General features: G+C 71.1%; 15 protein-coding genes. 7 read left to right on the top strand and 8 right to left on the bottom strand.

The window, feature by feature from the left end; translation table 11 throughout:
- Positions 1-104: 104 nt before the first annotated feature.
- On the bottom strand, positions 105-1,532 hold the full coding sequence (gene ltrA, locus O0S08_RS11285) for a group II intron reverse transcriptase/maturase (protein ID WP_269039087.1): 1,428 nt from the start codon (positions 1,530-1,532) through the stop codon (positions 105-107).
- A 528-nt stretch (positions 1,533-2,060) separates the two neighbouring features.
- Positions 2,061-2,555 (bottom strand): hypothetical protein, encoded by a 495-nt coding sequence (locus O0S08_RS11280; protein WP_269039086.1) that lies wholly within the window; start codon positions 2,553-2,555, stop codon positions 2,061-2,063.
- A gap of 278 nt (positions 2,556-2,833) precedes the next feature.
- Between O0S08_RS11280 and O0S08_RS11275 the strand changes: the two genes are divergently transcribed.
- From O0S08_RS11275 to O0S08_RS11265, 3 genes are all read left to right on the top strand, one after another.
- A complete protein-coding gene (locus O0S08_RS11275; RefSeq protein ID WP_269039085.1) occupies positions 2,834-4,804 on the top strand; it encodes an ATP-binding domain-containing protein in 1,971 nt (656 codons plus the stop codon).
- Positions 4,805-5,136: 332 nt separating this feature from the next.
- A complete protein-coding gene (locus O0S08_RS11270; RefSeq protein WP_269039084.1) occupies positions 5,137-6,486 on the top strand; it encodes a cytochrome P450 in 1,350 nt (449 codons plus the stop codon).
- A gap of 54 nt (positions 6,487-6,540) precedes the next feature.
- Positions 6,541-7,164 carry a hypothetical protein gene (locus tag O0S08_RS11265; protein WP_269039083.1) on the top strand — a complete coding sequence of 208 codons (624 nt, stop codon included), beginning with the start codon at positions 6,541-6,543 and terminating at the stop codon, positions 7,162-7,164.
- Between the two features lie 171 nt (positions 7,165-7,335).
- On the opposite strand, the gene O0S08_RS11260 is transcribed toward O0S08_RS11265, so the two are convergent.
- From O0S08_RS11260 to O0S08_RS11250, 3 genes are all read right to left on the bottom strand, one after another.
- Entirely contained in the window at positions 7,336-8,730 is a 1,395-nt protein-coding gene (locus O0S08_RS11260; protein WP_269039082.1) for a hypothetical protein, read from the bottom strand.
- A gap of 681 nt (positions 8,731-9,411) precedes the next feature.
- Complete coding sequence (locus O0S08_RS11255; RefSeq protein WP_371879576.1) at positions 9,412-10,854, bottom strand: IS1380 family transposase; 1,443 nt, start codon at positions 10,852-10,854, stop codon at positions 9,412-9,414.
- A gap of 69 nt (positions 10,855-10,923) precedes the next feature.
- The gene (locus O0S08_RS11250) at positions 10,924-11,676 is read right to left on the bottom strand and encodes a hypothetical protein (RefSeq protein WP_269039081.1); all 753 of its coding nucleotides are present in this window, start codon (positions 11,674-11,676) and stop codon (positions 10,924-10,926) included.
- Positions 11,677-11,976: 300 nt separating this feature from the next.
- On the opposite strand from O0S08_RS11250, the gene O0S08_RS11245 reads away from it, so the two are divergent.
- From O0S08_RS11245 to O0S08_RS11235, 3 genes are all read left to right on the top strand, one after another.
- Complete coding sequence (locus O0S08_RS11245) at positions 11,977-12,900, top strand: terpene synthase family protein (protein ID WP_269039080.1); 924 nt, start codon at positions 11,977-11,979, stop codon at positions 12,898-12,900.
- A gap of 802 nt (positions 12,901-13,702) precedes the next feature.
- Positions 13,703-16,201 carry an FG-GAP repeat domain-containing protein gene (locus O0S08_RS11240; protein WP_269039079.1) on the top strand — a complete coding sequence of 833 codons (2,499 nt, stop codon included), beginning with the start codon at positions 13,703-13,705 and terminating at the stop codon, positions 16,199-16,201.
- A 375-nt stretch (positions 16,202-16,576) separates the two neighbouring features.
- Positions 16,577-17,101 (top strand): hypothetical protein, encoded by a 525-nt coding sequence (locus tag O0S08_RS11235; protein WP_269039078.1) that lies wholly within the window; start codon positions 16,577-16,579, stop codon positions 17,099-17,101.
- An 82-nt stretch (positions 17,102-17,183) separates the two neighbouring features.
- Here the strand turns inward: O0S08_RS11235 and O0S08_RS11230 are convergent, their stop codons facing one another.
- From O0S08_RS11230 to O0S08_RS11220, 3 genes are all read right to left on the bottom strand, one after another.
- The gene (locus tag O0S08_RS11230) at positions 17,184-18,926 is read right to left on the bottom strand and encodes a hypothetical protein (protein WP_269039077.1); all 1,743 of its coding nucleotides are present in this window, start codon (positions 18,924-18,926) and stop codon (positions 17,184-17,186) included.
- A 322-nt stretch (positions 18,927-19,248) separates the two neighbouring features.
- Entirely contained in the window at positions 19,249-19,710 is a 462-nt protein-coding gene (locus O0S08_RS11225) for a hypothetical protein (RefSeq protein ID WP_269039076.1), read from the bottom strand.
- Positions 19,711-19,777: 67 nt separating this feature from the next.
- Positions 19,778-20,611: an alpha/beta hydrolase gene (locus O0S08_RS11220; RefSeq protein ID WP_269039075.1), complete on the bottom strand. Its 834-nt coding sequence runs from the start codon at positions 20,609-20,611 to the stop codon at positions 19,778-19,780.
- Between the two features lie 133 nt (positions 20,612-20,744).
- Here O0S08_RS11220 and O0S08_RS11215 point away from each other — a divergent pair, with 133 nt between their 5' ends.
- Positions 20,745-21,899 carry a hypothetical protein gene (locus tag O0S08_RS11215; RefSeq protein ID WP_269039074.1) on the top strand — a complete coding sequence of 385 codons (1,155 nt, stop codon included), beginning with the start codon at positions 20,745-20,747 and terminating at the stop codon, positions 21,897-21,899.
- The last annotated feature ends 41 nt before the right edge of the window (positions 21,900-21,940 follow it).

The raw sequence follows: 21,940 nt of genomic DNA, 5'->3' as shown, positions 1-21,940 counted from the left end.
TGCCGAGTACGGCTGTTGCCCCGGAGGAAGGGCAGGACCCCCGTTCAAACCGTGCATGCGGATTTCCCGCACACGGCTTACCGGTGGACTTTCGGGCCGTTGCATTACGCTGCCTCCGGGTACTGCACGGTCCCCCGCAGACGATGGAGGCCGTGGTTGTGGAAGAAGTCGCGTGTCCAGACCTTGGCCTCCCCCGCGTGGAGATGTCGACCTTTGCGCTTCACCATGAAGGCGCGGAGTCGACTCCATACGTAGGTGTCGATCTGGTTGAACTTCGCGGCGGCGTTCCCGGTGAGGAAGTAGTTGGCCCAGCCGCGCAGCACCGGATTGATGTCGCGGATGATCACCCGCACATCTTTGACCCCGTGGCGGTTACGACCGGTCAGCTCCTTCACACGCTGTCGCACCCGCGTCAAGCTGCGCGTCGAAGGCCAGCGCTGGAGGAAGTACGCCCTGCGGCGTTCCTTCTCCCAGATCGGACCGGACATGCGCTTACGCAGGTGACAGCCGAGGAAGTCGAAGCCTTGCCGTCCCCGGCTCAGCTCGACGCGCCTCGTCTTCTCGGGATGCAGCTCGAGTCGAAGTCGACGCAGGATCTCGCGGACCCTGACCTCGGCCTCCTCGCACGCCTTCCTGGTCCTGCACAGGATCACGAAGTCATCGCAGTAGCGCACGAGCTCGCCCAGGTGGGCGTGCCGTCGCTGCCACAACTTGTCGAGGATGCCGAGGTAGATGTTCGACAGCAGCGGTGAGATGACCCCGCCCTGGGGTGTCCCCGAGAGCATCGCCGTCACCTCGCCGTCTTCCATCACGCCGGCTTCGAGCCATTGCCGCACCAGCTTGAGGACCCTTCGATCCGAGATCCGCATCTCGACGAGCTTCATGAGTCGCTCGTGATCGATGCTGCCGAAGTAGTCGCGGATGTCGGCGTCGAGCACATGGTTTCCACCTCGCGCTCCCAACACGCGCAGGCGCTCGAGCGCCTGCGTCGCGCTGCGCTTCGGCCGGAAGCCATACGAGCACGGAAGGAAGTCCGCCTCGAATATCGGCTCCAACACCAGCTTCGCCGCCATCTGCACCACTCGGTCCCGGACTGTCGGGATCCCCAGCGGCCGCTTCTTCCCGTCCGCCTTCGGGATGTACCGCCGCATGACCGCGCTCGGCCGGTACGTCCCCGCCTCGAGCTCTGCACCGATCGCTTCGAGGAAGCGATCGACGCCGAGCTCTTCCACCTCGGCCAGCGTCTGGGCATCGATGCCCGCTGACCCCCTGTTCTTCTTCACCCGCCTCCATGCTTCCTTCAGGACGTCACGCCTGAAGATGCGGTCGTACAGCGCATGGAAACGTCTTCCCGGATGCCGCTTGGCTGCGGCCCACAGTCGGCGTCGAAGTTCTCGCACTTTGTCACGCGGCCTGCGCCGCATGGGGTTGTTGGGACCTGTCCTGCAGGCCATGCCCTCGCGCTTACCTTCTTCTCCGACACGACCACCCCAGGGGCCCTTCCCTCCGGCGGCGTTGTTCTGCGCCGCCATCGCCGGTACTACGACCCCCTCGGACTCCCGCTGCACAGCGCTCGACTTCGCCTTCGGCTTATACGAGCCACCTTGCCCCGACACGGACCGTGCAGACGGGCCTCTCCTGTTCCGCATCGCTCCTTGAACGCGTGCTGCGCCCCCTACCCCGGGTGGACCCCCCGCGCTTTCTGTTCCGGACTCGTGCGCGGTGGACGTGGCCTTCGCCGCGAAGTGATCGGCTCGGCTCCCCCATTGTTTCTCTGACGAGGCTGCAGGCTTCACTTGATGTTGCGGCCCGCGTTCTTGCTCCCTCCGTAGAGGCTCTTGACGCCCCGCTCGGGCCGCGAGGATCTCTCCTCGCGCCTGGGGCCTGCTACCGGGCGCTCCGGCGCTTACCCGGACGGGACTTTCACCCGCTGGAACGGTGCAGCATGACGCGGCCGACCCGCCCCCTCCGGGGTCCTGCTCGTCCGTGTCTTCAGGACGCACCACCCCGTGAGGGTACCAGAGCCTCGCGCCGCGTCGACGGGTGCACCCGCGCCCGACTCAGGGCGCCTGGGCGTCACAACGGCAGGCCTGCCCGGCGAGCCCGCACGTGCAGTCGAACCCGCAGAGGCTGTCCTGGTCCGCGTCCTTCTCCGCCGGCACCGCGTCGCAGGTGAGGATCGGTGTCTGCAACTCGTCACACGGGCCGACATAATACGCGGTCCCCACCTCCGAGCCCGTGGACCAGCAGGTCATTCCCGCGGCCTCGCACATCGCCGCGCACGACAGCGGGATCACGGCCGGATCGCCGACTTCGAGCAGGCAGAGCCCGAGGCCGGCGCAGCGACCGGACGGGCACGTCGCGCCGCACGCTCCGCAGTTGTCGTCGTCGCTCGACGGCGTGATGCACTTCCCGTCGCACAGCAGCTGCGGGGCCGCGCACCCGGGCTGGCCGTCGACACAGACGAAGCCGGGGTCGACCGCCTCGTCGCAGCTGCCGCAGTGGAGCGGATCGCTGGCCAGGTCGACGCAGGAATCGCGCCCGATTCGCCACACCTGCGAACACCACCCGCCTCGCCACCCCGAAGCGATCTCCGGCCGCTCGGAAACCCCGGCCGGCGGCGATCTCCGGGCTCGATTCTCGTCATTCGCGCGGCCGTACCTCGCAACCCGCGAATACGTCGCCTCGACCGCCCACCGATCCAACCATAGCACCATTCTCACCGCCAGCCAGCCGCCAACCTCTCGCGCTCGCCGTCCTGCCGCGGAGGAACCGCACCTCTCTCGTCCGCCCCCGCGCTCGCGCGACAGGTCCGCGGTGTCATGTTTCGCCCATGACTCGACCGCTCGCGCCGCCGGAGTCCGAACTCGTCGCCGAGGAGCACCACGTGCTCGAAGGCCTCGCCGCCGCGCTGCCGGGCGCCCGCTACTTCGGCCGCCTGCGCGTGCGCACGGCCGCGGGCGAGCGCGACGTCCTGCTCGCCGATCGCACGTGGGTGGGCGACGAGCTCGCGCTGATCGACTGGCGCACCGCCCCGCTCGCCGAGGTCTTCTTCACCTGCGACCTCGGCGACGACTACGAGCTGGAGCGCGACGATCGCCAGCTCCGCGGCGTCGTCGTCCGCCGCCACCTCGTCCACCTCCACGACGGCGCGCTCGTCGGCGTCGACCTCGCCGATCGCCGGCTCCGCCGCGGCGCGGGCGACCTCTGGCACGCCGACGATCGGCCCGGCCCGCGCGTCGCCCCGCGCTCGCCCACGCACCGCGGCCGCCCGCTCTCGCCCGCCAAGGTCGAGCTCGACCCCAACCAGCGCGCCGCCGTCGAGCTCGCCGTCGAGCGCTCGCTGCTCGTGCTCGGCGAGGCCGGCTTCGGCAAGACCACCGTCGCCCTGCACCGCCTCGCCTTCCTCGCCCGCGCCGCCCACGAGGCCCGCCGGCCCTTCCGCGCCCTCATGCTCGTGCCGACCCCGGGCCTGCAGCGGCTCGCGGTGCGCATGCTCGCCGAGCTGGGCGCCTCGCGCGTCCAGGTCGACACCTTCGAGCAATGGGTCACCGCCCAGGCGCGGCGCCTGTTCCCGCACCTGCCGCGGCGCCTCAGCGCGACCGCCGGCCCCGGCGTCCGCACCTTCAAGCGCCACCCCGCCCTGCGCGACCTCCTGCCGCGGATCGTCGCCGGCACCGCGGCCATGCGCGACGTCGCGGCGGGCTACCGCGAGCACCCGGAGAGCCTGCGCGACCTCCTCCTGCACCTCTACGGCGACCGCGAGCTGCTGGCCGAAGCGGCGGCCGCCGCCCCGGACGAGCTCGGTCCCTCGGTCCTGAGCGACGTCCTCGCCCACACCAAGATCCAGTTCAGCGCCACCACCGAGCGGGCCATGGCCCACGTCGACGCCGACCGGCTGAGGACCCTCGACGGCCGCTCGATCGACGCCGGCACCCCGCTCGCCGACGCCGACTCGATCGACGTCGAGGACTTCGCGGTCGTGTTCGCATTGCACCGCCGGCTCACCGGCGGCGACCGCACCCCGCACGGCGCCCTGTCGCATTATCAACACCTGCTGCTCGACGAGGCGCAGGAGCTGGCGCCGATCGAGCTCGAGCTGCTGGGCCGGGCGGTCGCGCCCGACGGCACGCTCACGGTCGCCGGCGACGAGCGGCAGCAGGTCGACGCCTCGACCGCGTTCGCCGGCTGGCCCGCGGTCCTCGCCGAGCTCGGGCGCGGCGACGCCACCACCGCCGCGCTCACCGTCAGCTACCGCTGCCCGCCGCCGATCGAGGACGTCGCCCGCGCGGTGCTCGACCCGGCCCAGCGGCCCCGCGGCGTCGCCCACCGCGACCACCTGCTCGTCACCCGCCACGACAGCCCCTGCCACCTCGTCGCCGCGCTCGTCGACGCCCTGCTCGCCCTCACGCGCGACGACCCGCACGTCCACGTCGCCGTCGTCTGTCGCCACACGGAGACCGCCCTGTCGCTCCACGCCACCCTCGCCCGCGCCCTCCCGGCCCGCCTGGTCGTCGAGGACGGCGACTTCCTGTTCGCCCCCGGCGTCGAGGTCACCACGGTCCAGGACGTCAAGGGCCTCGAGTTCGACGTCGTCGTCGTCCCCGACCTCGACGCCGCCACCTACCCCGACCGCCCCGACGCCCGCCGCGCCCTCTACGTCGCCGCCACCCGCCCCCTGCACCGGCTGTGGCTGGCCAGCGCCGGCCCGTGGTCGCCGCTCTTGCCGTCATGGCTCGGGGGACATGTCCGAGAGGACACCCATGTATCCCACGATCCTTCGTCCGAGCGACGGGCCTCGTGACACCTGTCCCCAAGGACAGCTGTACGAACCGAACCTGCGCCTGGCTCTCCCTGTCCCCAGGGACATCTCGAGAACGACGCGAGCCGCCCGGCTGCTTCCCTGGCGGAGCGAATCGCCCCTGGCCGCTCCGCCCGGCCTCGCCGCGCGACCCGGCGCAAGGATGGTCGAGTCGAACCCGTTCGCTGTGAACGCGGTTCGGGCCGCGCGTCGATGCTTGACGAAACGCACGGCATCCTCGCGGACCCCTCGCACGCGACCCCGGGCCTCCGCGCGATCGAGGTGGGTTTCGCCAGCCGCACGCGCGCCTCGCCGCGGACTGCTACGGTCCTCGCGTGCCGCAGCCCGACGCTCCTCCGCCCCGCACCTTCGGCCTGCCGCTCGTCGGCAACACTCTCGGGATCATGCGCGACCCGATCGACTTTCAGCGCCGCGGGCATCGCCGCCACGGCCCGGTCTTCTCCGCGCGGATCTTCGGCACCACCCTGACCTTCGTCGACCCGGTCGGCGCGCCCGAGCTGTTCGAGCAGGTCATTCGCACCCCCACCGATCAGCTCAGCCTCGTCGCCGCCTACAAGCATTTGGTCGGCCGGATCCTCGGCCCCGAGCTGTTCACCGAGATCGACAAGCCGATGCGCGAGGGCCTCTCGGTCAAGTACATCGGCAAGCACGTCGGGCCGACTGTCGCCTTCGTGCCCCAGGTGCTCGCGCGGCGGCTGCCCGGCGACCACGGCACGGTCGACGGCCTGCGCATGGCCAACGACGTCGTCCTCCACGTCGTCGCCCACTACGTCCTCGGCCACGGCGGCGCCGAGCGGCACGCCGACGAGCTGGCGGAGGCGATGCACGTGCTCGAGAGCGACTTTAGCATCCTCGGCATGATGCTGCCGATCGAGACCGCCTCGGCCCGCCGCCGCCGCGCCGCCTTCGACCGCATGATCGGCCTCATCGAGGCCGAGGTGCGGGCGCGCCGGGCCGACCGCGGGCAGCACGACGACTTCCTGCAATTCGCCATCGATCACATGTCCTCGGACGGGGCCGAGCACGATGACATCCGCTGGCTCGGCCTGCGCGTCCTCGGCACCATCTTCGGCGCCCACACCAACACCGCGATGTCGGTCGCCTCGACGCTGAGCGACCTGGTCGAGCACCCCGAGGCGCTCGCCCGCGTGCGGGCCGAGATCGCCGCCCTCCCCGCGGACGCGCCGATGGACCTCGCGGCCATGCGCACGCTCGTGGAGCTGCACCGCGCGATCAACGAGAGCATGCGCCTGCGCAGCAACGGCGGCCTGTGGCGCATGGCGATGTCCGACATCGACCTCGGCGGCTACCACCTGGCGAAGGGCAGCGTCGTCGGTGCCAGCATGGGCCTCGTCAACCTCGACCCCGCGCGCTACCAGGGCTCGCACGAATATCGACCCGCGCGATTCGAGGCGATGACCACCGACAATTACCAGAGCCCCTCGGTCGGCTCCACGCCGCTGCAATTCGGCGCCTTCGGCACCGGCCGCAACCTGTGCTCGGGCAGGCCGCTCGCCTACGCGATGCTGGCCGCCATCCTCGTGCCGCTGCTCCGCGACTACGAGTGGCAGGTCGTCCGGAGGCCGCGTCGGTGGTTCACGCTGCTCACCGGCGGCCTGTCCCGACCGATCGGCGAGCTCAGCCTGAGCTATCGCCGTCGCTGAGGCGCGGGCCTCGCTTGACCCGGCGCGAGCGCGTGTGAGAGGTTCGCCGGCGGCATGCGCATTCCTCGACCGCTGCTCCTCCTCGTCGTCTGCGGCGCGGCCTGTGCCCGCCCCGCGCAGTCCGGCACCGACGCCCCCGTGAACGCACCGGCGCTGCCGCCCGACTACACCACCGCGCGCACCGGCGACGTGCACGACTTCGACTACTTCGCCGGCGGGTGGACGACCGCGCAGCGGCGCCTCAAGGCCCGCGGGGTCGGCAGCGACGAATGGGAGGAGTTCCCCGCGACCCTGTGCATGACCCCGTACCTCGGCGGCATGGCCACCGTCGACGAGCTCCACTTCCCGACCAAGGGCTGGGCCGGCCTGACCTTGCGGACCTTCGACCTCGCCAGGCGGCAGTGGTCGATCTACTGGGTCAGCAGCGAGACCGGCCTGCTCGGCACCCCCGTCGTCGGCGGCTTCGAGGGCGACCGCGGCGAGTTCTACGGCCCCGACGAGGACGGCGGCCGCCCGGTCGCAGTCCGCTATCGCTGGACCAAGCTCGACGCCGATCACGCCCGCTGGGAGCAGGCCTTCTCGTACGACGGCCGCGCCTGGGAGACCAACTGGACCGCCGAGTTCACCCGCGCCGACCCGGCCGCGGTGTGCGAGGCGGGCCGCCCCAGGCGCCAGTGAGCGGCTCCACGTGCGCGCGACCCGAGGCGCGCGACACCTGCTGTCACAGCGCGTCTCCCATGCCTTGAGGCTCAGGCCACTGTCGCGGAGATCCGCGCAGCCCTTCACCAGCGCGCCCTGGTCACCCACCCCGACCGCGGCGGCCCCTTGCGGACCGCGGCCGAACGATCGTCACTCCTGGCAGAGCGTCTGCTCCACGGACGCGCAATGGCCCTCGATGCAGAAGAGCGAGGCGCAGGCGAAGGTCAAGCCGTCCAGGGGGCAGGCCTCCCCCGCGGCACCCGGGAGCACGCAGATGTGGCTGGCGAGGATGTCGCACAGGCCTTCGGAGCAGGAGTAGCCGTCGAAGTCCTGCGCTTCGCAGCTCTCCCCGAGGCCGGGCGCTGGCAGGCAGTGCTTGTCGACGCAGTCCGCGTCGTCACAAGTGCACGCCGTGCCGAGCGGGCAGGAGCCGCCGCCGATGCAGCTCTCGTCCTCCTCGAGCAAGGACACGTCCGAGACGCTCTCCTGTTCGTCGGCGCACGTCCCGTCGGCGCACGCGAGCGAATGGAGGCAGGCGCCGAACGAATCGTTGCACGCCTCGCCTCGCCCCCCGCGCGCGGCGCAGCGGCTCCCGGCGTAGAAGTCGCAATAGAGGCCCTCGGCGCAATCGAAGGCGGTCGAGCACGGCTCACCCGCCCCGCGCACGGGCCCGCAGGCGAAATCGGCCGTCTCGTCGCAATTCTCGAGATCGGCGCACACGCACGCCCCGTCGCCGCAGGCGTGCACGTCCAGTCCGCCGCACTGCGCGCCGGCGCCGAGGTCGGCCACACAGACGGAGTCCTGGCAATGACTCCCGGCCGCGCAAGCCCTGTCGCTCAGGTTGTCGAACTCGATGTTCGTCTCGTCGCACGCCTCGCCCAGCGCTGCCCGAGGCTGGCACGTGCCGTCCACGGTACAGAACGCGTCGGCGCCGCACGATCCCTCGCTGCAAGGCGCGGGCGGGGCCGCGCAGGTGCCGGGGCAAGCGCCGCCCTCGAACACGCAGGACAGACCCGGCGCGCAGTCGGAGACGGTACCGCCGTGGCAGGCCTCGCCCTCGCCGAGGGTGCCGGCGAGGTATAGCGAGCAGCTCGGATCGATCTCGAGCCCGTGCGCGACGAGTTCGCCGCAGCTCGCGGCTTCGAGCGCCGCGATGCACGCCTCCACGGCGTCGGGGTCGAGCTCGATGTTCGGCAAGTCGAGCAGCTCGCCCACAGTTTCGCACCGCTGCTCCGCGAGGCAGGCCTCGACGCCGCCGGGGTTGTTGTTGACGATCGCGTGTCCGCACGCGACCTGCCGCTCGCACGCCTCGCGCATGAGGTCGCAGGCGAGGTCGACCGGAGCGACGGACTGCTCGGTATCCACGCCGGTGGCGTCATCGCCGGTCGAACCGGTGGTCGGATCGCTGGTCGCACCGGTGGTCGGCTCGCTGGTCGCACCGGTGGTCGAGTCGTCACCGGAATCGCTGGCCGAGGTGGCCGAGGTCGGGTCAGGGCAGGCAGTTAAAAGGATGGCGAAGCAATAGAGGGCGCGTAGGGATCGCATTGGAATGAACTCCGAATCAGGACGACCCGTCGCTGCCGGTCGTATCACCGTCAGCGTCGTCGTCGCCGGTTGCCAGGTTTGTCGTGTCGCCGTCGGGCGTGGTGGTGGTCGTCGGTCGGGCTCGTCGTCATCGGCGAGGCCGCGGCCGTGGCGCCGGAGGCGGTGCCGTCGTCGTCCAGACCGTCCCACGCCGCACTTTCAGGGGCGAGGACGAAAGACGTGATGGAGGGCGCGTGTGCATGACGGTCCCATCTCCGGCGGCGCCGATTCCCGTCGAAGAATTTTTCATGACCCTCGCGGCCTCATGCCGCTCGCTCTCGCGCCCCGCCGCACTCCTGTTTTCCCGAGCGATCGGCGGACCCGGCGTCTTGCTGCGACTTCCGCCGCCGCGGGTCTCGAAGTCAACCTTCGGAGGCCCCGGCCGGGGCGCCGGCTAGCCCGGATTTCTCACCACGGATAGGTGGGGCCCGCCAGGCGGCTGCCAGGCGGCGTGGCGGGAGATTGTTGGATGCCGTCGACGTGAGCCGCGAGGCCGCGCTCGTTAGGCTCGGGGCTGGCGCGAGATCGAGCTGTAAGAGGGATTACAAAGCTGGCTACGCGTTTTGGGTGACCTGAGCATAAGGACAGACGAACCCCGGCGCGCAGCGCAGCGCACCATTGTGTGACGGATGGCGAGGGCCGTCAGCGTCTCATGACGTGATGGCGGTGGAGGTTCTCGAGGACGCGCCACCACACGTGCTGGAGTGGGAAGACTGAGCTTAGGGAGACGCGGATCCTGCGGACCGATGCGGTGACGATGGCGCCGATCTTGAGCAGCCGCGTGCGGATCGTGGAGACTTGGGCGTGGGCGAGCTCGGTGCCGGCGAGGGCGAGTCGGCGGAGCTCGTTGAGGATCATGTAGGCGACGGACGAGAGCCACAGGCGGAGCTGGTTGGCGCGCAGCGTGTGGGCGCTGGTGCGGTCGGCAAAGAGGCCGAGCTGCTGCTCCTTGATCCGGTTCTCCATGTCTCCGCGAGCGCAGTAGAGGTCCTCGTAGAGCGAGCGCGCGTCGTACTCGTCATGCGAGAGGTTGGTGGTGACGAAGCGCGGGTTCTCCTTGTCCGTCGTGTACTCCGCCTTGCCGACCACCCGGCGCTCTCGTGACCACGTCCGGTTGGTCTCGTAGCGAAAATCCTTGAAAACGCGCGCCTCCTTGCCGGTCTGCTCGGAGATGGCGCGGGCCTGCTTCATCTCGTCCTCGATCTCGACGATCAGGCGCGAGTTCTTCTGCAGGCCGAGGACGAAGAAGAGGCCGTTGTCCTCGCACCAGCGCATGACCTCGTCGCGGCAGAAGCCAGAATCGCCGCGCACGATGACCCGGACGTCGGGCCAGCGGGCGAGGATCTGGCTGACGATCCTCTCGAGCTCCTCGACCGCGCCGCTCACTGGCTGCTTGTCGGCGGTGTTCAGCGCGGCGCCGAGGAGGAAGTCGCCGCAGAAGACGTACAGCGGCAGGTAGCAGTAGCTGTCGTAGAAGCCGTGGAAGAAGCGACCCTCCTGCTTGCCGTGTACGGGGTCGTCCGTCGCATCGAGATCGAGGACGATCTCGGCGAGCGGCCGATCGTGCGCGGCGAGAAATGTGTCGACGAAGAGGCGCTGGATGCCGTGGTCGTCGTAGCTGATCTTCTTGTAGCGCTCGTCGCCGGCCACCGTGGGCTTCGCCAGCTCCAGACGGTTCAGCGTGCTCTTGCCGGCCAACGCGTGACCCCGGTCGCGTTCCCGCTTGCGCTGTTCGCCGGTCGGATCGATCTTGCCTACCGCCAGCGCGAGCAAGGCATCATCGCGGAGCATGTCGTGGTCGTTCAGGTCTTCGTAACCACACAGCAGGCCCAGCACGCGCTGCGCGAGCAATTCCTCGACGGTGTGCTCGACGCGGCTCGGGTCGCGGTGGTCCCGGAAGCAGGAGGCGAAGTCCCGGAACACACCTGAACTCTCGGTCAGCTCGCGCAGCAACAGCAGGCCGCCGTCCGAGCTGACCCGTCCGCCGTCAAAGGCGCCCTCGACACGTCTCCGCCCGGCCGGTTGAAAATCGAACTCGGTGCGGATACACCTTGTCGTGTTCCGGCCGTACCCCTGGGTGGTCAGCAATCGTTTCACACCCGCTCGAACTCGGGAAGTACGGCCGGAATTCCTTCCCGTGGTGAGAAATCCGGGCTAGGCCGGCTCGACCCAGTACAGCTGCTTGTGCCCGCGGGCCGTCAGCGTCCGCTCCTGCGCGTAAGCCTTGGTGTAGCTGCGGAACCTGGCGATCTCGAAGCGATTGCCGTTGTCGTCCTGGCGGATCAGCGCCCATCGCGGCAATCGTTCGAGGTCGATCTGCGGATCGACGCGCGTCACGTCGGCGTCGTCGATCGCCAGCACCTCGAACAGCTCGCGGATGGCCTCCTCGCGCGCGACCCCTCGCTGCGGATGAAAACCCACCACGTCCGGGCGCTCGAGCGCCGAGTGGACGACGAAGACCCGGCGGCTCGCCGGTGACCCGAATTGCAGCGACGTCCACCAGCCGAGCCCGGAGTGCCACCAGCGCACCGCCTCGACGCCCGCCCAGGCCGCGAGCTCGTCGATGTCGCGGTGCAGCACGAACAGCGAGTCACCGTCGTCCGTGAAGCAGCACTCGCCCTCGCCGAGCCAGCGCAGGTACGCCCGCAGCTCGACCTCCCGCACCAGCTCCTGCTCGCCCCAGCGCCGGTTCAGGCTCAGCAGCGAATCGTACACGCACGCCGCGGGCTGCCAGAGGAACGGACCGCCCTGCCCGCTGCCCGGCGGCCACAGCTCGCGGAGCCACCGCGACAGCTCCTCGCGCGTCGTTCGCCCTGCGATCAACGCCGCCAGCCCGGCCCTCAGCGCGCGGACCTCCTCGATCTGCGCGCGTCGCCGTTCGGCGTGCTCGAGCGGTCCGGAGCTCATTGCGCGAGCGTAGCCGTCCAGCCGGACGCAGCCAAGCCGCCCGCGCTCCTTGTCCATCGATTCGCCGGTGAACGCTCGCGCAGGCGGCCGAAACCGCGACCGTCGCCTCGCAGGCCGAGCCCCGACGTCGAGTCGCCCGCAATCCGTGCGGCCTCGCCGGCGAGCTCTCCGCGAAAATCACCGCTGCCGACGAAACCGACCGCAGCGACCTCTGGTCGTCGTCGGCGATCGCAGGCCGAGTCGTTCCTCGCCCGGACGTCGCTGATCCGTTGCGGCCCTCGCGGTCGCTGACCGGACATCATGACTGGCATCGACTTCGACCTCGGGACTGTTCGCGGCAATCGTCTGACCGGCACTCTGGTGCGCATGGAGGTGCCGGGCCACGGGCGGGCCGAGCCGGTCGGCACGCCGGCGGAGATCGACGCCAGCGAGGACGAGTGCGTGCGCTGGGCCGAGCGGATCGGCCTCATCGACGCGGGGGGGCGCTACGCCGCCAAGTTCCGCCTGTCGCAGCTGGCCGCCCTGTCGGCCCACACGTTGCCCGACGTCCGTCCGGCCAGGGCGCGGTGGTTCATCCGCCTCCAGGCCTTCATCTTCACCCTCGACGACGCCCTCGACAACCTCGGCGACATCCGCGTCGGCGCCGACTGGCTCGCGCACCACCAGCTCGCCCCCGTGCTCGCGGCGTTTCAGCGGGCCCTCGCCGGCCAGCCCGCCGACCCGGAGCTCGATCGCAAGGCGGCCGATTTCCCCCGCTTCTCGGCCTTCCGCGCCGCCCTCGTCGACATCCGCGCCGAGGCCGTGCACGAGGGCGGCGACCTGCGGTGGTTCGTCGCCACCATGCGCGACTACTTCGAGGCCATGACCTGGGAGCACTCCGCGCATTGCGACGCCGACTATCGCGGCACCCTGTCCACCTATTTGTGCAACCGCGAGCAGACGATCTCCTATTTGCAGTCGCTCGAGTCGTTCCTCCTGCTCAAGCGCGTCGACCTCTCGCCCGCCCAGCGCGAGCGTCACCCCGTCGCCCTGCTGCGGACCGGCGCCTGCCGCCACGTCATCCTCGTCAACGACATCTTCTCCCTGGCCAAGGAGCTGGCCTGCGCCGAGCTCGACAACGTCCTCCTGCTGGCCGACCGCCGCGACGCCTCGCTGCGCGCCCGCTTCCACGCGCTCCTGCGCGAGGTCAACGCCCTCGCCCTCGCCCTGCGCCCCGCGAGCTGACGGCGCCGCGCCCTGCTGGCCGCCTACCCCGACGAGCCGGCGATCGCCGCGTACGTCGAGACGATCGTCAACAGCGTCAACGGCCACATCGACTGGTACGCCCACAGCCGCCGCTACGGCGCCCGCGTCGGCGCCCTCGCCCTGCGCCCCGCGAGCTGACGGCGCCGCGCCGTCGATGGAATGTCCCTGGAGACATGTCTTATAAGCCAGTCAAGAAAGCAGCGACTTCGGAACCGGGCGGCGCTTCCTCGACAGTCACCGACCGACAGCCTCGTGTGGCTGCGCCGACGACAGCGCGCGCCCCGGCGTGACGAGCTCCATCCCGGGACGGCATTGGCTCGAGCGCCGCAGTCGTCACCTCCAAAAACTTCGCGCCGCGAGCCGCGGAGCCGGCGACGCGTCGGTCCGCTGCTTGGAGGCGAAATCGACGGTCACCGCGCTCGTGCCCTCGTGGCCGCCCGGAAGCCCGCGCGTGGAGGCGGACGATCCCGCGGTGGTCGAGGACAGCCTCCCCAGAGGAAGAACGGGCACGAGCAGGACACGGGGTTCGTCCACACACTTGCCCGGGCAGCGCGTCCCTCCCGCACTGCGGCCGGTGATGCAAGACGAAGCTCGGCGCCGCGCAGGCCCGACGCTCCTGCCGGCCTTGCCTCGCTGCCACGACGACCGCTCGCGACGAAATCCATGCACTCCTGTGAACAGACTGCCGCCTGCCCGGCTATGATGGGTTGCGCCGATCCGCGGCCGCATCCCCGCAGGCCGGCTTCGTTCGCCGCCGTCGCCAGCGCTCCTCAGGAGGAACATGTCCCGCCCTTCCCCGGCAGCCTTCGTGGCGGTCACTCTGGCCTCGCGCGTCGCAGCCGCTGCCCCGTGGCAGCTCGACCCCGACGTGCAGCTCTCCGACTCCGGCTTCGTGTCTCAGAAGGTCGAGCTGGTCGACATCGACAACGACGGCTTCGTCGACCTCGTGTTCGCCAACAGCGCCGGCGACGCGCTCGGAGACGCCCAGGACGCCCAGCCCAACCAGCTCCTGCGCAACGACGGGGCAGGCTTCACCGAGCTGGCCGGCCTGTTCGACGAGCCCGACAACGCCTACGCGATCAAGGCCGGCGACCTCGACGGCGACGGCGACGCCGACCTGGTCGTCGGCGTCAACTTCGGCGGCCAGAGCTACGCCCTCCTCAACGAGGGCGACGGCGTCTTCACGCGCCAGGACATCCCCGCGAGCGCCGGCAAGAGCATCGGCGACCTCGAGCTCGGCGACGTCGACGGCGACGGCGACCTCGACGTCGTCGCCGCCGACTGGGGCGCGAGCCAGCCCTACGGCCAGCAGACCGATCCGGGCCAGCCGCTGCGCCTGTGGCTCGGCGACGGCGACGGCAGCTTCGAGGACGGCGACTTGAACCTGCCGATGGGCATGGAGACCTGGGCGTCCTGGTCGTTCGACGTCGAGCTCGTCGACCTCGACAACGACTACGCCCTCGACGTGCTCGTCTCGAGCCGCGGCCCCGGCTTCGGCTTCGGCCTGAAGAACGACGGCGCCGGCACCTTCACCCATTCGACGATCCCGGCGCTCGCGGCCAACGTCGCCAAGCAGGTCAACGCCGCGTTCACGCCCGCCGATCTGAACGGCGACGGCTTCCTCGACCTCGTCACCCTGCAGGACGGCGCCGGTCAGGGCGGCAACTGCGTCGACGTCATGGGCGTGCCCACCTGCGCCCGGCGCAACTCGATCCTGCTCAACGACGGGACCGGCAACTACGTCACCGACAACCCCGGCAACTTCTGGGCGACCGCCGACAACCCGGCCAAGCTCGACTTCGACGCCGCCACCCTCGACTTCGACAACGACGGCCGGCCCGACTTCGTGACCACCGGCCTGCGCCTGGGCGCCAACGACAGGAACTCGCGGCTGCTCCTCAACAAGAACGGCGCGGCGGTCGAGCCCGCGCCGGTCCCGCTCGACGCCGCGTTCCCGATCGTGCCGGAGCTGGCGGCGACGTTCGGCCTGCAGTTCGCCGACTTCGACCACGACCGGCGCGAGGACGTCGCAGTGGTCACGCGCGACGCGGCGCTGCCGAACTTCGTGCTGTTCGGCCGCGACGACCCTGCCGACGGCGTGGCGATCGACACCACGCCCCCGCGGATCTACGACGACGGCTTCGCCGACAAGCTCGGCACCCTGATGTACTTCGGCCAGCAAGCCCGCTTCGTGGCCCGCGTCGACGACTCGAAGACGCCGGTGCGCTGGCACGACTTCCAGATCGACGCGAACCTCGGCGACCTCGACCTGATCGGCGACGGCGCGACGCTCACCGCCCACAACCGCCGCCTGCCGTACCTGGAGTTCGCGCTCGGCCTCGACGACCCGAACGACCTGCTGGCGCTGGCCGACGGCGACCCGAACAAGTTCATCGCCCCGTCGATCTGGTTCGGCGAGGCGCTGTGGCGCGTCGGCTTCACCGTGCCCTACAAGGGCAAGGAGGAGGACACGCTGACCTGGCAGTACTGTGCCGTCGACGCCGCCGATAACAAGGCCTGCGTCGGTCCGTTCTCGGTCACGCTCCTGGCCGACCCGATCGACTGCGGCGACGGCGTGGTGCAGCCGTGGGAGACCTGCGACGACGATTCGCCGACCTGCGTCGCGTGCGAGCAGACCTGCGGCGACGGCATCCTCGATGAAGGCGAGACGCCGCAGAATTGCCCCGAGGACTCGGGCCTGTGCGACGACGACGGCGTGTGCGAGCCGCCGGAGAACCCGCAGAACTGCCCGGGCGACTGCGACTACGACGGCGTGTGCGGCGACGGCACCTGCCAGGTTCCGCCGGAGAACGAGGACAATTGCTTCGAGGACTGCGGCCCCTGCGACCACGACGGCGCCTGCGAGCCGCCCGAGAACTCCGCCCATTGCCCCGACGATTGCGACTACGACGGCATCTGCGGCGACGGCATCCGCCAGTCCCCGCCCGAGACCCCGGAGAACTGCCCGCAAGACGGGGCCGACCCGACCGGCGGCGAGGTCTGCGGTGACGGCGTATGTGATGCCGGTGAGACGATCGCGAGCTGCCCGCACGATTGCGCGGTGTGTGGTGACGAGATCTGCACGGACCCGCCGGAGAACTCGGAGGACTGCCCCTCGGACTGCCCCGCTCCGCCCCCGGACAGCGGAGCCGCCGCAAGCGGCGGGCAGATGGACGACGACTCCGCCTGCAACTGCTCAACGCGACCGCAGCCCGCGAGCGCGGCGTGGATGCTCCTCGGCCTGGTCGCGCTGGCCCGGCGCCGGCGTATCATGACATGACCCTTCGGACAGCTCCATCGCCAGCAGGGAGCGCGACGGAGCGAGCCGCCCCCGGCCCCTGGTGGACCTCCTCGCCCGTGGCCGATCCCCGCATTCGCCCATGGCGATCACGCGCCGCGACCTCGCTTTCAATGCGCAGTCCGGAGCCGAACCTCAGCTCGTCCGACGGGAGGAGGAACGACGACACGAGCGCAGCAAGGACCTCGCGGTCCCGGTGGTAGCACGCGTCCATGCCCCACCGCGGCTCCCCGTAGAACACACTGCCGGGGCTTCCAATCATCGAACAGGCGCCGGTGACCGGCATCGAACTGCCGCCCGGATCACCCGGACCCGCCGCAATCCTCGGACACAGTGTTCTGCATGATGGTACGTTCCATGCGAAACAAGTTCTTTACGATCGCCTCCGCTCTTTCGCTCGCCGGCGTGATCGGGACCTCGGTGGCCCTGGCCGCCAGCGTGCACTTCAAGGGCGGCAAGAACGCCGGGCCGAGCTTTCAGGACCTCGGCGTGACGCTGGAGGCGAGGGGCACCCTGGCCGGGCTCGGCAACGAAGACCTCCTGATCACGCTCGAGGCCACGGGGGACCCGACTGCGACCTGCACCAACCCGGCGGGTAGCACACAACCGCCGGGGCAGAACCCCGCCGAGGTGACCTTGACGGGTGTCCAGTCGATCCCCGCGAGCGCGATCAAGAACGGCAACGTGTCCTTCGATGTCACCACCGCACAGCCCGTGAGTCCGATCCCGGGCGCCCCCGACTGCCCCAATACCAAGTGGACCGAGAGAATCCTGGACATCAGCTTCACCAGCGCCAAGATCACCGTCGAACAGCCGGCCGGAACGATCGTGCTGACGGCGAATTGCACCTTCGACGACGGCATCGCCACCTGTACCGATTGATCGGCGACCGGCGTCGCACCGTGGCCTGCAGGCGAAAGCCGCGGCGGGCCCGACGGGCGCCGCGGCGAATCGCGGGCGTGACTCACTGCGGCCAGTCGCGGCCGGTGGGGATCGTGAACTCGATCCCCCCGGACACTCCGCCGACGAAGAACGGCCGGGCAGTCATCGCGCCCGCGAACCCCTGGGCCACCAGCGACAGCCACGGCGTCAGCGACACCCGCGCCCCGCCGTTCAGCGTCACCACCCCGGCAGGCGCCGCGCACGGCTGCGGCACCTGCGAGCAGGCCATCGGCCCGATCGGGATGAGCGCCCCGAACGACGCGCCGATGTACGGGCGGAACACCTTGTGCGGGCGGTAGACCCGCTCGTAGCGGGCCATCGCCAGGATGTAGCGCCAGCGCGGGCCGTAGCCGGCGTATTGCGCATAGGCCACCTCGAAGCCGACCTCGTGCACGTAATTGACGCGACCGAGCACCGTCCCGCCGAGCGCGTAGCCCTGCGGGATCCACCGCGGCTGAAACCCGATGCTGAGCGCCTTGCGGTACGAGCGGCGGTCGACGAGGCTCGTGCGGACCTGGCTGTCGACGGCGGGCGGCTCGCCGGCGGCCGCGGCCGAGAACGACGGCAGGCTCGTGCGGTCGCCGCGACCGAGGCGCCGCTTGGCCCGCTCGACAGCGCGGATCCGCGGATACGCCTCCGGAGACAGCCCTGAGTGCGTCACCAGGAAGCTGGCCGCCGCCCGCTCCTGGACCTCGACCGGCACGCCGCGCAGCTCGAGCAGCACCCGCAATTCGTCGTAGTCGCGGATCATCCGCGCCTCGCTCCCGCGCAGCGCAGTCGTGTGATCGCGCCAGCGGTCGCACAGCTCGCGGGCCTGCGCCAGGTACGGGTTGTCCTGCTCGATCGCCGCCAGGGCGCACCACGCCTCCGTGCGCCGCTCCGGCGTCGCCCACCGGTCGGCCTGCACCTTGACCGCCGCGTCGTAGGCCTGATGCGCCGCCAGGCCGCCCGACAGGTCCATCGATTGCACCTCGCGCTTGTCGAGGTCGGGCGGCCGCAGGAACTGCTGTGATTCGGCCAGCGCCGCCGCGTGCGCCGAGATCGGCGCCACCTCGAGGCGGATCGGCGCGGTACAGACGTTGCGCCGCGGGTCGTCGGCCGCGGCCACCTGCGCACACGCCTCGAGCATGTTCGGCGGCGACTCCTTGAGCACCTCGATCGTGTCCTCCGACGCCCCGCCGAGCCCCGCCCCGGACCCGCTGCGCGCGCTGTCCTCGACCGACGACAGGCGAAACGCCCCCAGGCTCACGCCGGTGACCACGTGGGTCGCGCGCGCGCACTCGGGCCCGCCGCTCAGCTCCGCCGCCGTGTACGCCGGACGCGGCGCCTCGTAGCGGCCGACCACCACCATGTCGAGCTCGAGCGCCTCACCGCGCTCGACCCGCCCGCCGAGCTGCGCCAGGCCGAGCGGGATATTGATCAACAGCTCGTCGAGCGAGCCGATGTGGATGCTCTCGGAGCCCGTGGTGGTCTGCGCGTACGAATATTGCCCGGGCGCAGTACACCCGCGCAGGACCTCCATCTCGCAATCCTCGTAGCGGACCGCGACCACCCCGCGGAGCAGCCGGGCCTCGAGCTCGGCCGCGTCCATGCCCGACCACTCGACGATGAGCGGCTTGTCCGGATCTTTGACGACGCTACACCGCGACTGCCCCGCGGCCTCGAGCTGGTCCGCGGTGAGATCGCTGGCGTCCTGCAGGCCGCTCCGCGAACACCCGACCGCGAGGAGGAGCAGGACGGCGAGAGCACAGCAAGGGCGTCTCATGGCGGGGTACGCAGTATTCACGATGAGGAGGCCGCGCGCACCCGGTACCTCGCGAAGGCCCGTCGACCTCGCTCCGCCGACCCGTCCGCTTCGCTCGCGGATCTATTCCCGCGCGTTTTCGCCCGTGTCCAGATTGTGCGCTGCGCCGCAGGAACGATCGCTCGCGGGCCGGAGCGCCGGCGCCTCGGTCCGCCGCCGCTCGCACCGCGACGTACGCCAGGCGCGTTCGCGGACGACTTCTTCGCTCGCACGGGGCGACGCCGCGGGAGCGAGTGACCGCATCACGAACCCTGCTCTCGCTCTCGGCCGCCGCGCGACTCCGTCAATCCCACGGGTCGCCCATGAGCACGCGCTCGCGTTCGGGCTTCTTCGCGGGCGCCTTGACCGGCTTCGGCGGGCCCGGCTCCGCGGTCGCGTCCGGCCGCCGCGCGGCTTCGGGGATCACCGGCGACGGCCGCGGGGGCGCGGCCGGCTCCACCTCGACCGCGGGCGCGAGCCGCTGCGCCTCGGGCGTGTGCGGGGCGCAGGCCGCGAGGGCCATCGCCGCCGCCGCAGGAGCGAGCCGCGGCGGCTCGCGGCGGAACACCGCCAGGCCGTCCTCGTCGGCCCGCACGCGCACGCACGGCCGCGGACCCGCGCGCGTCAGCAACCGCTTCGCCTGTCGCGCGGTGAGGCCGGTCAAGTCGTGCACCTCGCGGCTGCAGGCCTCGCAGCGTCGACCGACCTCCGTCGGCTCCATCGTGTCCCAGTTCTCGCGGCAGGGCTCGAGGATGCGGAGGCGCATGCGATCGCCTCGTACGCTCCGCCCCCGCCGCCGCTCTACGCGTCGTCACCGGCGGCCAGGTCCGCGCTCACTGGCGATCCTCGAGCAGCACCCCCGACGCGCGCAGGAACGCGTCGAGCGCCCGCTCGTACGCCGGGCGATCGCGCGGGAAGTCGTTGTGACCGCCCGGCAGCTCGACGTACGTCGAGCCCGGCGCGCTCGTGTGCAGGCTGCGACCGTGCGCGACCGGAATCATCTCGTCCTCCGATCCATGGAGAATCAACACCGGCCGTTGCAGCGCCGGCAACACGCGATCGGTGCGGAACGGGTGGCGGCACAGCGCCTCCGGCAGGCCGTGCTTGCGGGCCAGCGCCGCCAGGCTGGTGAAGGTGGACTCGAGGATCAGCGCCGCCGGCGGACGGACCGCCGCGAGGGCCGACGCGACCCCGCCGCCGAGCGACCGCCCGTGGAACACGACGCGAGCGCGGTCGACCTCGGGCCGCGCCGCGAGCTCGTCGTGAAACCGCAGCATGTCGCCGACGATCGCCGCCTGCGACGGCTTGCCCTGCGAGCGCCCGTAGCCGCGGTACTCGGGCAGCAGCACCGACACCCCGCGGGCCGCGTACGACGCCGCCAGCGCCAGCTGATGATCGATGAGCTCCCCGTTGCCGTGAAAGAACATCACCGCCGGCCCCGGCCGCTCGGCGCTCGCGCCCCGCCCCGGGACGAACCACGCCTCGACCCGCGTGCCGTCGGCCGCGGGGCTCCACAGCGGCGTGACGCCGGCGGGCGGACTCGCGAGCGCGCGCTGGTTGGCGTATTCCCGCGGGAAGATCACCCGCTCCTGCAGCGTGCAGCTCGCGCTGTAGACGAGGACGCCGGTGACGAGCAGGACGGCCAGGACGCCGGGAACGGGCACCATCGAGGCCTTTTACCACCGCCAGGCCGCCCGCGCCCGCGATCGCTGCCGACTCGTCGCAGGCCGGGCCGATCGCCTCGCGCATTCGCCCGCGAGGTCGCCTGCGAACACCTCGTGACCGATGCTATCGTGAGCCATGGCGCCGACGCGGACGCTCGCCGACTCGCTCTGGCCGCGCTCGGCCGGCGACGCCGGCAATCGTCGAGTGTTCGCCGCCGACGGGCCGACGCAGCCGCGACTGTCGCCGCCGCTCGAGCTGCCGCGCTCGCCGTCGGACCTGCACGTGGTGAGCGGCGGGGTGCTCGGCGACGACGGCGACCTGCGGCTCGTGCACGGCGACTTCCTCAGCCGCGTGACGCTCGCCGGCGCGGTGCGCTGGTCGCTGTCGCTGCGAGCCATCGAGCTCGAGCTCACGCCGCCGCCCGAGCCCGACGAGGACGACGACCCACCGCCCGGCGAAGACGCGGAGGACGAGGACGAGGAGCGAGTGTCACACTCGCTGCCGACGGCGCTCCGCGGCGGCCGTACGCTGATCACCGTGCGCCACGCCGCGCTGATCGTCGACCCCGACGGCCGCGTCGAGGATCGGTGGCTGTCCTGGGAGCACCTCTGCTGCGGTCCGGACGACTCCGGCATCTCGCCCAACGTGACCCACGCAGGCGCGCCGATCATCACGACCCCTGGCGGCGAGTGGATCGTGTGGGAGGAGCCGACGGCGCGCGTGCTTTCTGCCGGCGCCTACGACATCTTGCCGCCGGCGCTGTTCGCCGACGGTTCGCTGGCTCTGGCGTGCTACGCGGGCGACGGCCTCTGTCGCGTGCGACCGTCGGGCGAGCGGCTGTGGCGGGCAGGTCCGCGCGACGCGGACCTGTTGCCGACCGTCAATCGCGCCCAGGTGTGCGCGGTCGGCAGCCTCAATGATGAATGTTCGCTGCTGCTCTCGCCGGAGGGGCGGCCGAAAGGGGAGCACCCCGTCCCGGCGGTGTTCGCCGAATACCATGACATGGGCTGGATCGCCGTCGGCGAGCGACAGGTGGCCCGGCTCGATCCGCGCGGGGCATCGATGTGGACCGCCGACCTCGCGCACGGCCTGCGTTGGGGGGTGTACGGGGCGATCGTCGATCGCCAGGGGCGCGTGTACGTGCAAGACGACGGCGCCTTGCTCGGCCTCGATCCGCGCGGCCGCCGGCTGTTCGAGCTGCGGCTCGGCGACGTCGCGGGCGCAGTCTTCCCGGTCGCGGACGGCGTGTTCGGCGTCGTCGTCGACGGCGAATTGCGCTTCATTCGCTAGCGCTCGCCTCGATCCGATTCGCAGCGCTCTGCGACCGCGGA

This window comes from Nannocystis punicea, assembly GCF_026965555.1.
Classification (GTDB): Bacteria; Myxococcota_A; Polyangia; order Nannocystales; family Nannocystaceae; genus Nannocystis; species Nannocystis punicea.
The sequence above is the reverse complement of the archived record's forward strand: the minus strand, read 5'-3'. Positions and strand labels throughout refer to the sequence as shown.

Coding starts and splice junctions, on each gene's coding strand:
- O0S08_RS11220 (WP_269039075.1), bottom strand. CDS start 20,611: ATGGTGCCCGTTCCCGGCGTCCTGGCCGTCCTGCTCGTCACCGGCGTC.
- O0S08_RS11250 (WP_269039081.1), bottom strand. CDS start 11,676: ATGAGCTCCGGACCGCTCGAGCACGCCGAACGGCGACGCGCGCAGATC.
- O0S08_RS11235 (WP_269039078.1), top strand. CDS start 16,577: ATGCGAAACAAGTTCTTTACGATCGCCTCCGCTCTTTCGCTCGCCGGC.
- O0S08_RS11245 (WP_269039080.1), top strand. CDS start 11,977: ATGACTGGCATCGACTTCGACCTCGGGACTGTTCGCGGCAATCGTCTG.
- O0S08_RS11240 (WP_269039079.1), top strand. CDS start 13,703: ATGTCCCGCCCTTCCCCGGCAGCCTTCGTGGCGGTCACTCTGGCCTCG.
- O0S08_RS11265 (WP_269039083.1), top strand. CDS start 6,541: ATGCGCATTCCTCGACCGCTGCTCCTCCTCGTCGTCTGCGGCGCGGCC.
- O0S08_RS11215 (WP_269039074.1), top strand. CDS start 20,745: ATGGCGCCGACGCGGACGCTCGCCGACTCGCTCTGGCCGCGCTCGGCC.
- O0S08_RS11230 (WP_269039077.1), bottom strand. CDS start 18,926: ATGAGACGCCCTTGCTGTGCTCTCGCCGTCCTGCTCCTCCTCGCGGTC.
- O0S08_RS11260 (WP_269039082.1), bottom strand. CDS start 8,730: ATGCGATCCCTACGCGCCCTCTATTGCTTCGCCATCCTTTTAACTGCC.
- O0S08_RS11275 (WP_269039085.1), top strand. CDS start 2,834: ATGACTCGACCGCTCGCGCCGCCGGAGTCCGAACTCGTCGCCGAGGAG.
- ltrA (WP_269039087.1), bottom strand. CDS start 1,532: ATGGCGGCGCAGAACAACGCCGCCGGAGGGAAGGGCCCCTGGGGTGGT.
- O0S08_RS11225 (WP_269039076.1), bottom strand. CDS start 19,710: ATGCGCCTCCGCATCCTCGAGCCCTGCCGCGAGAACTGGGACACGATG.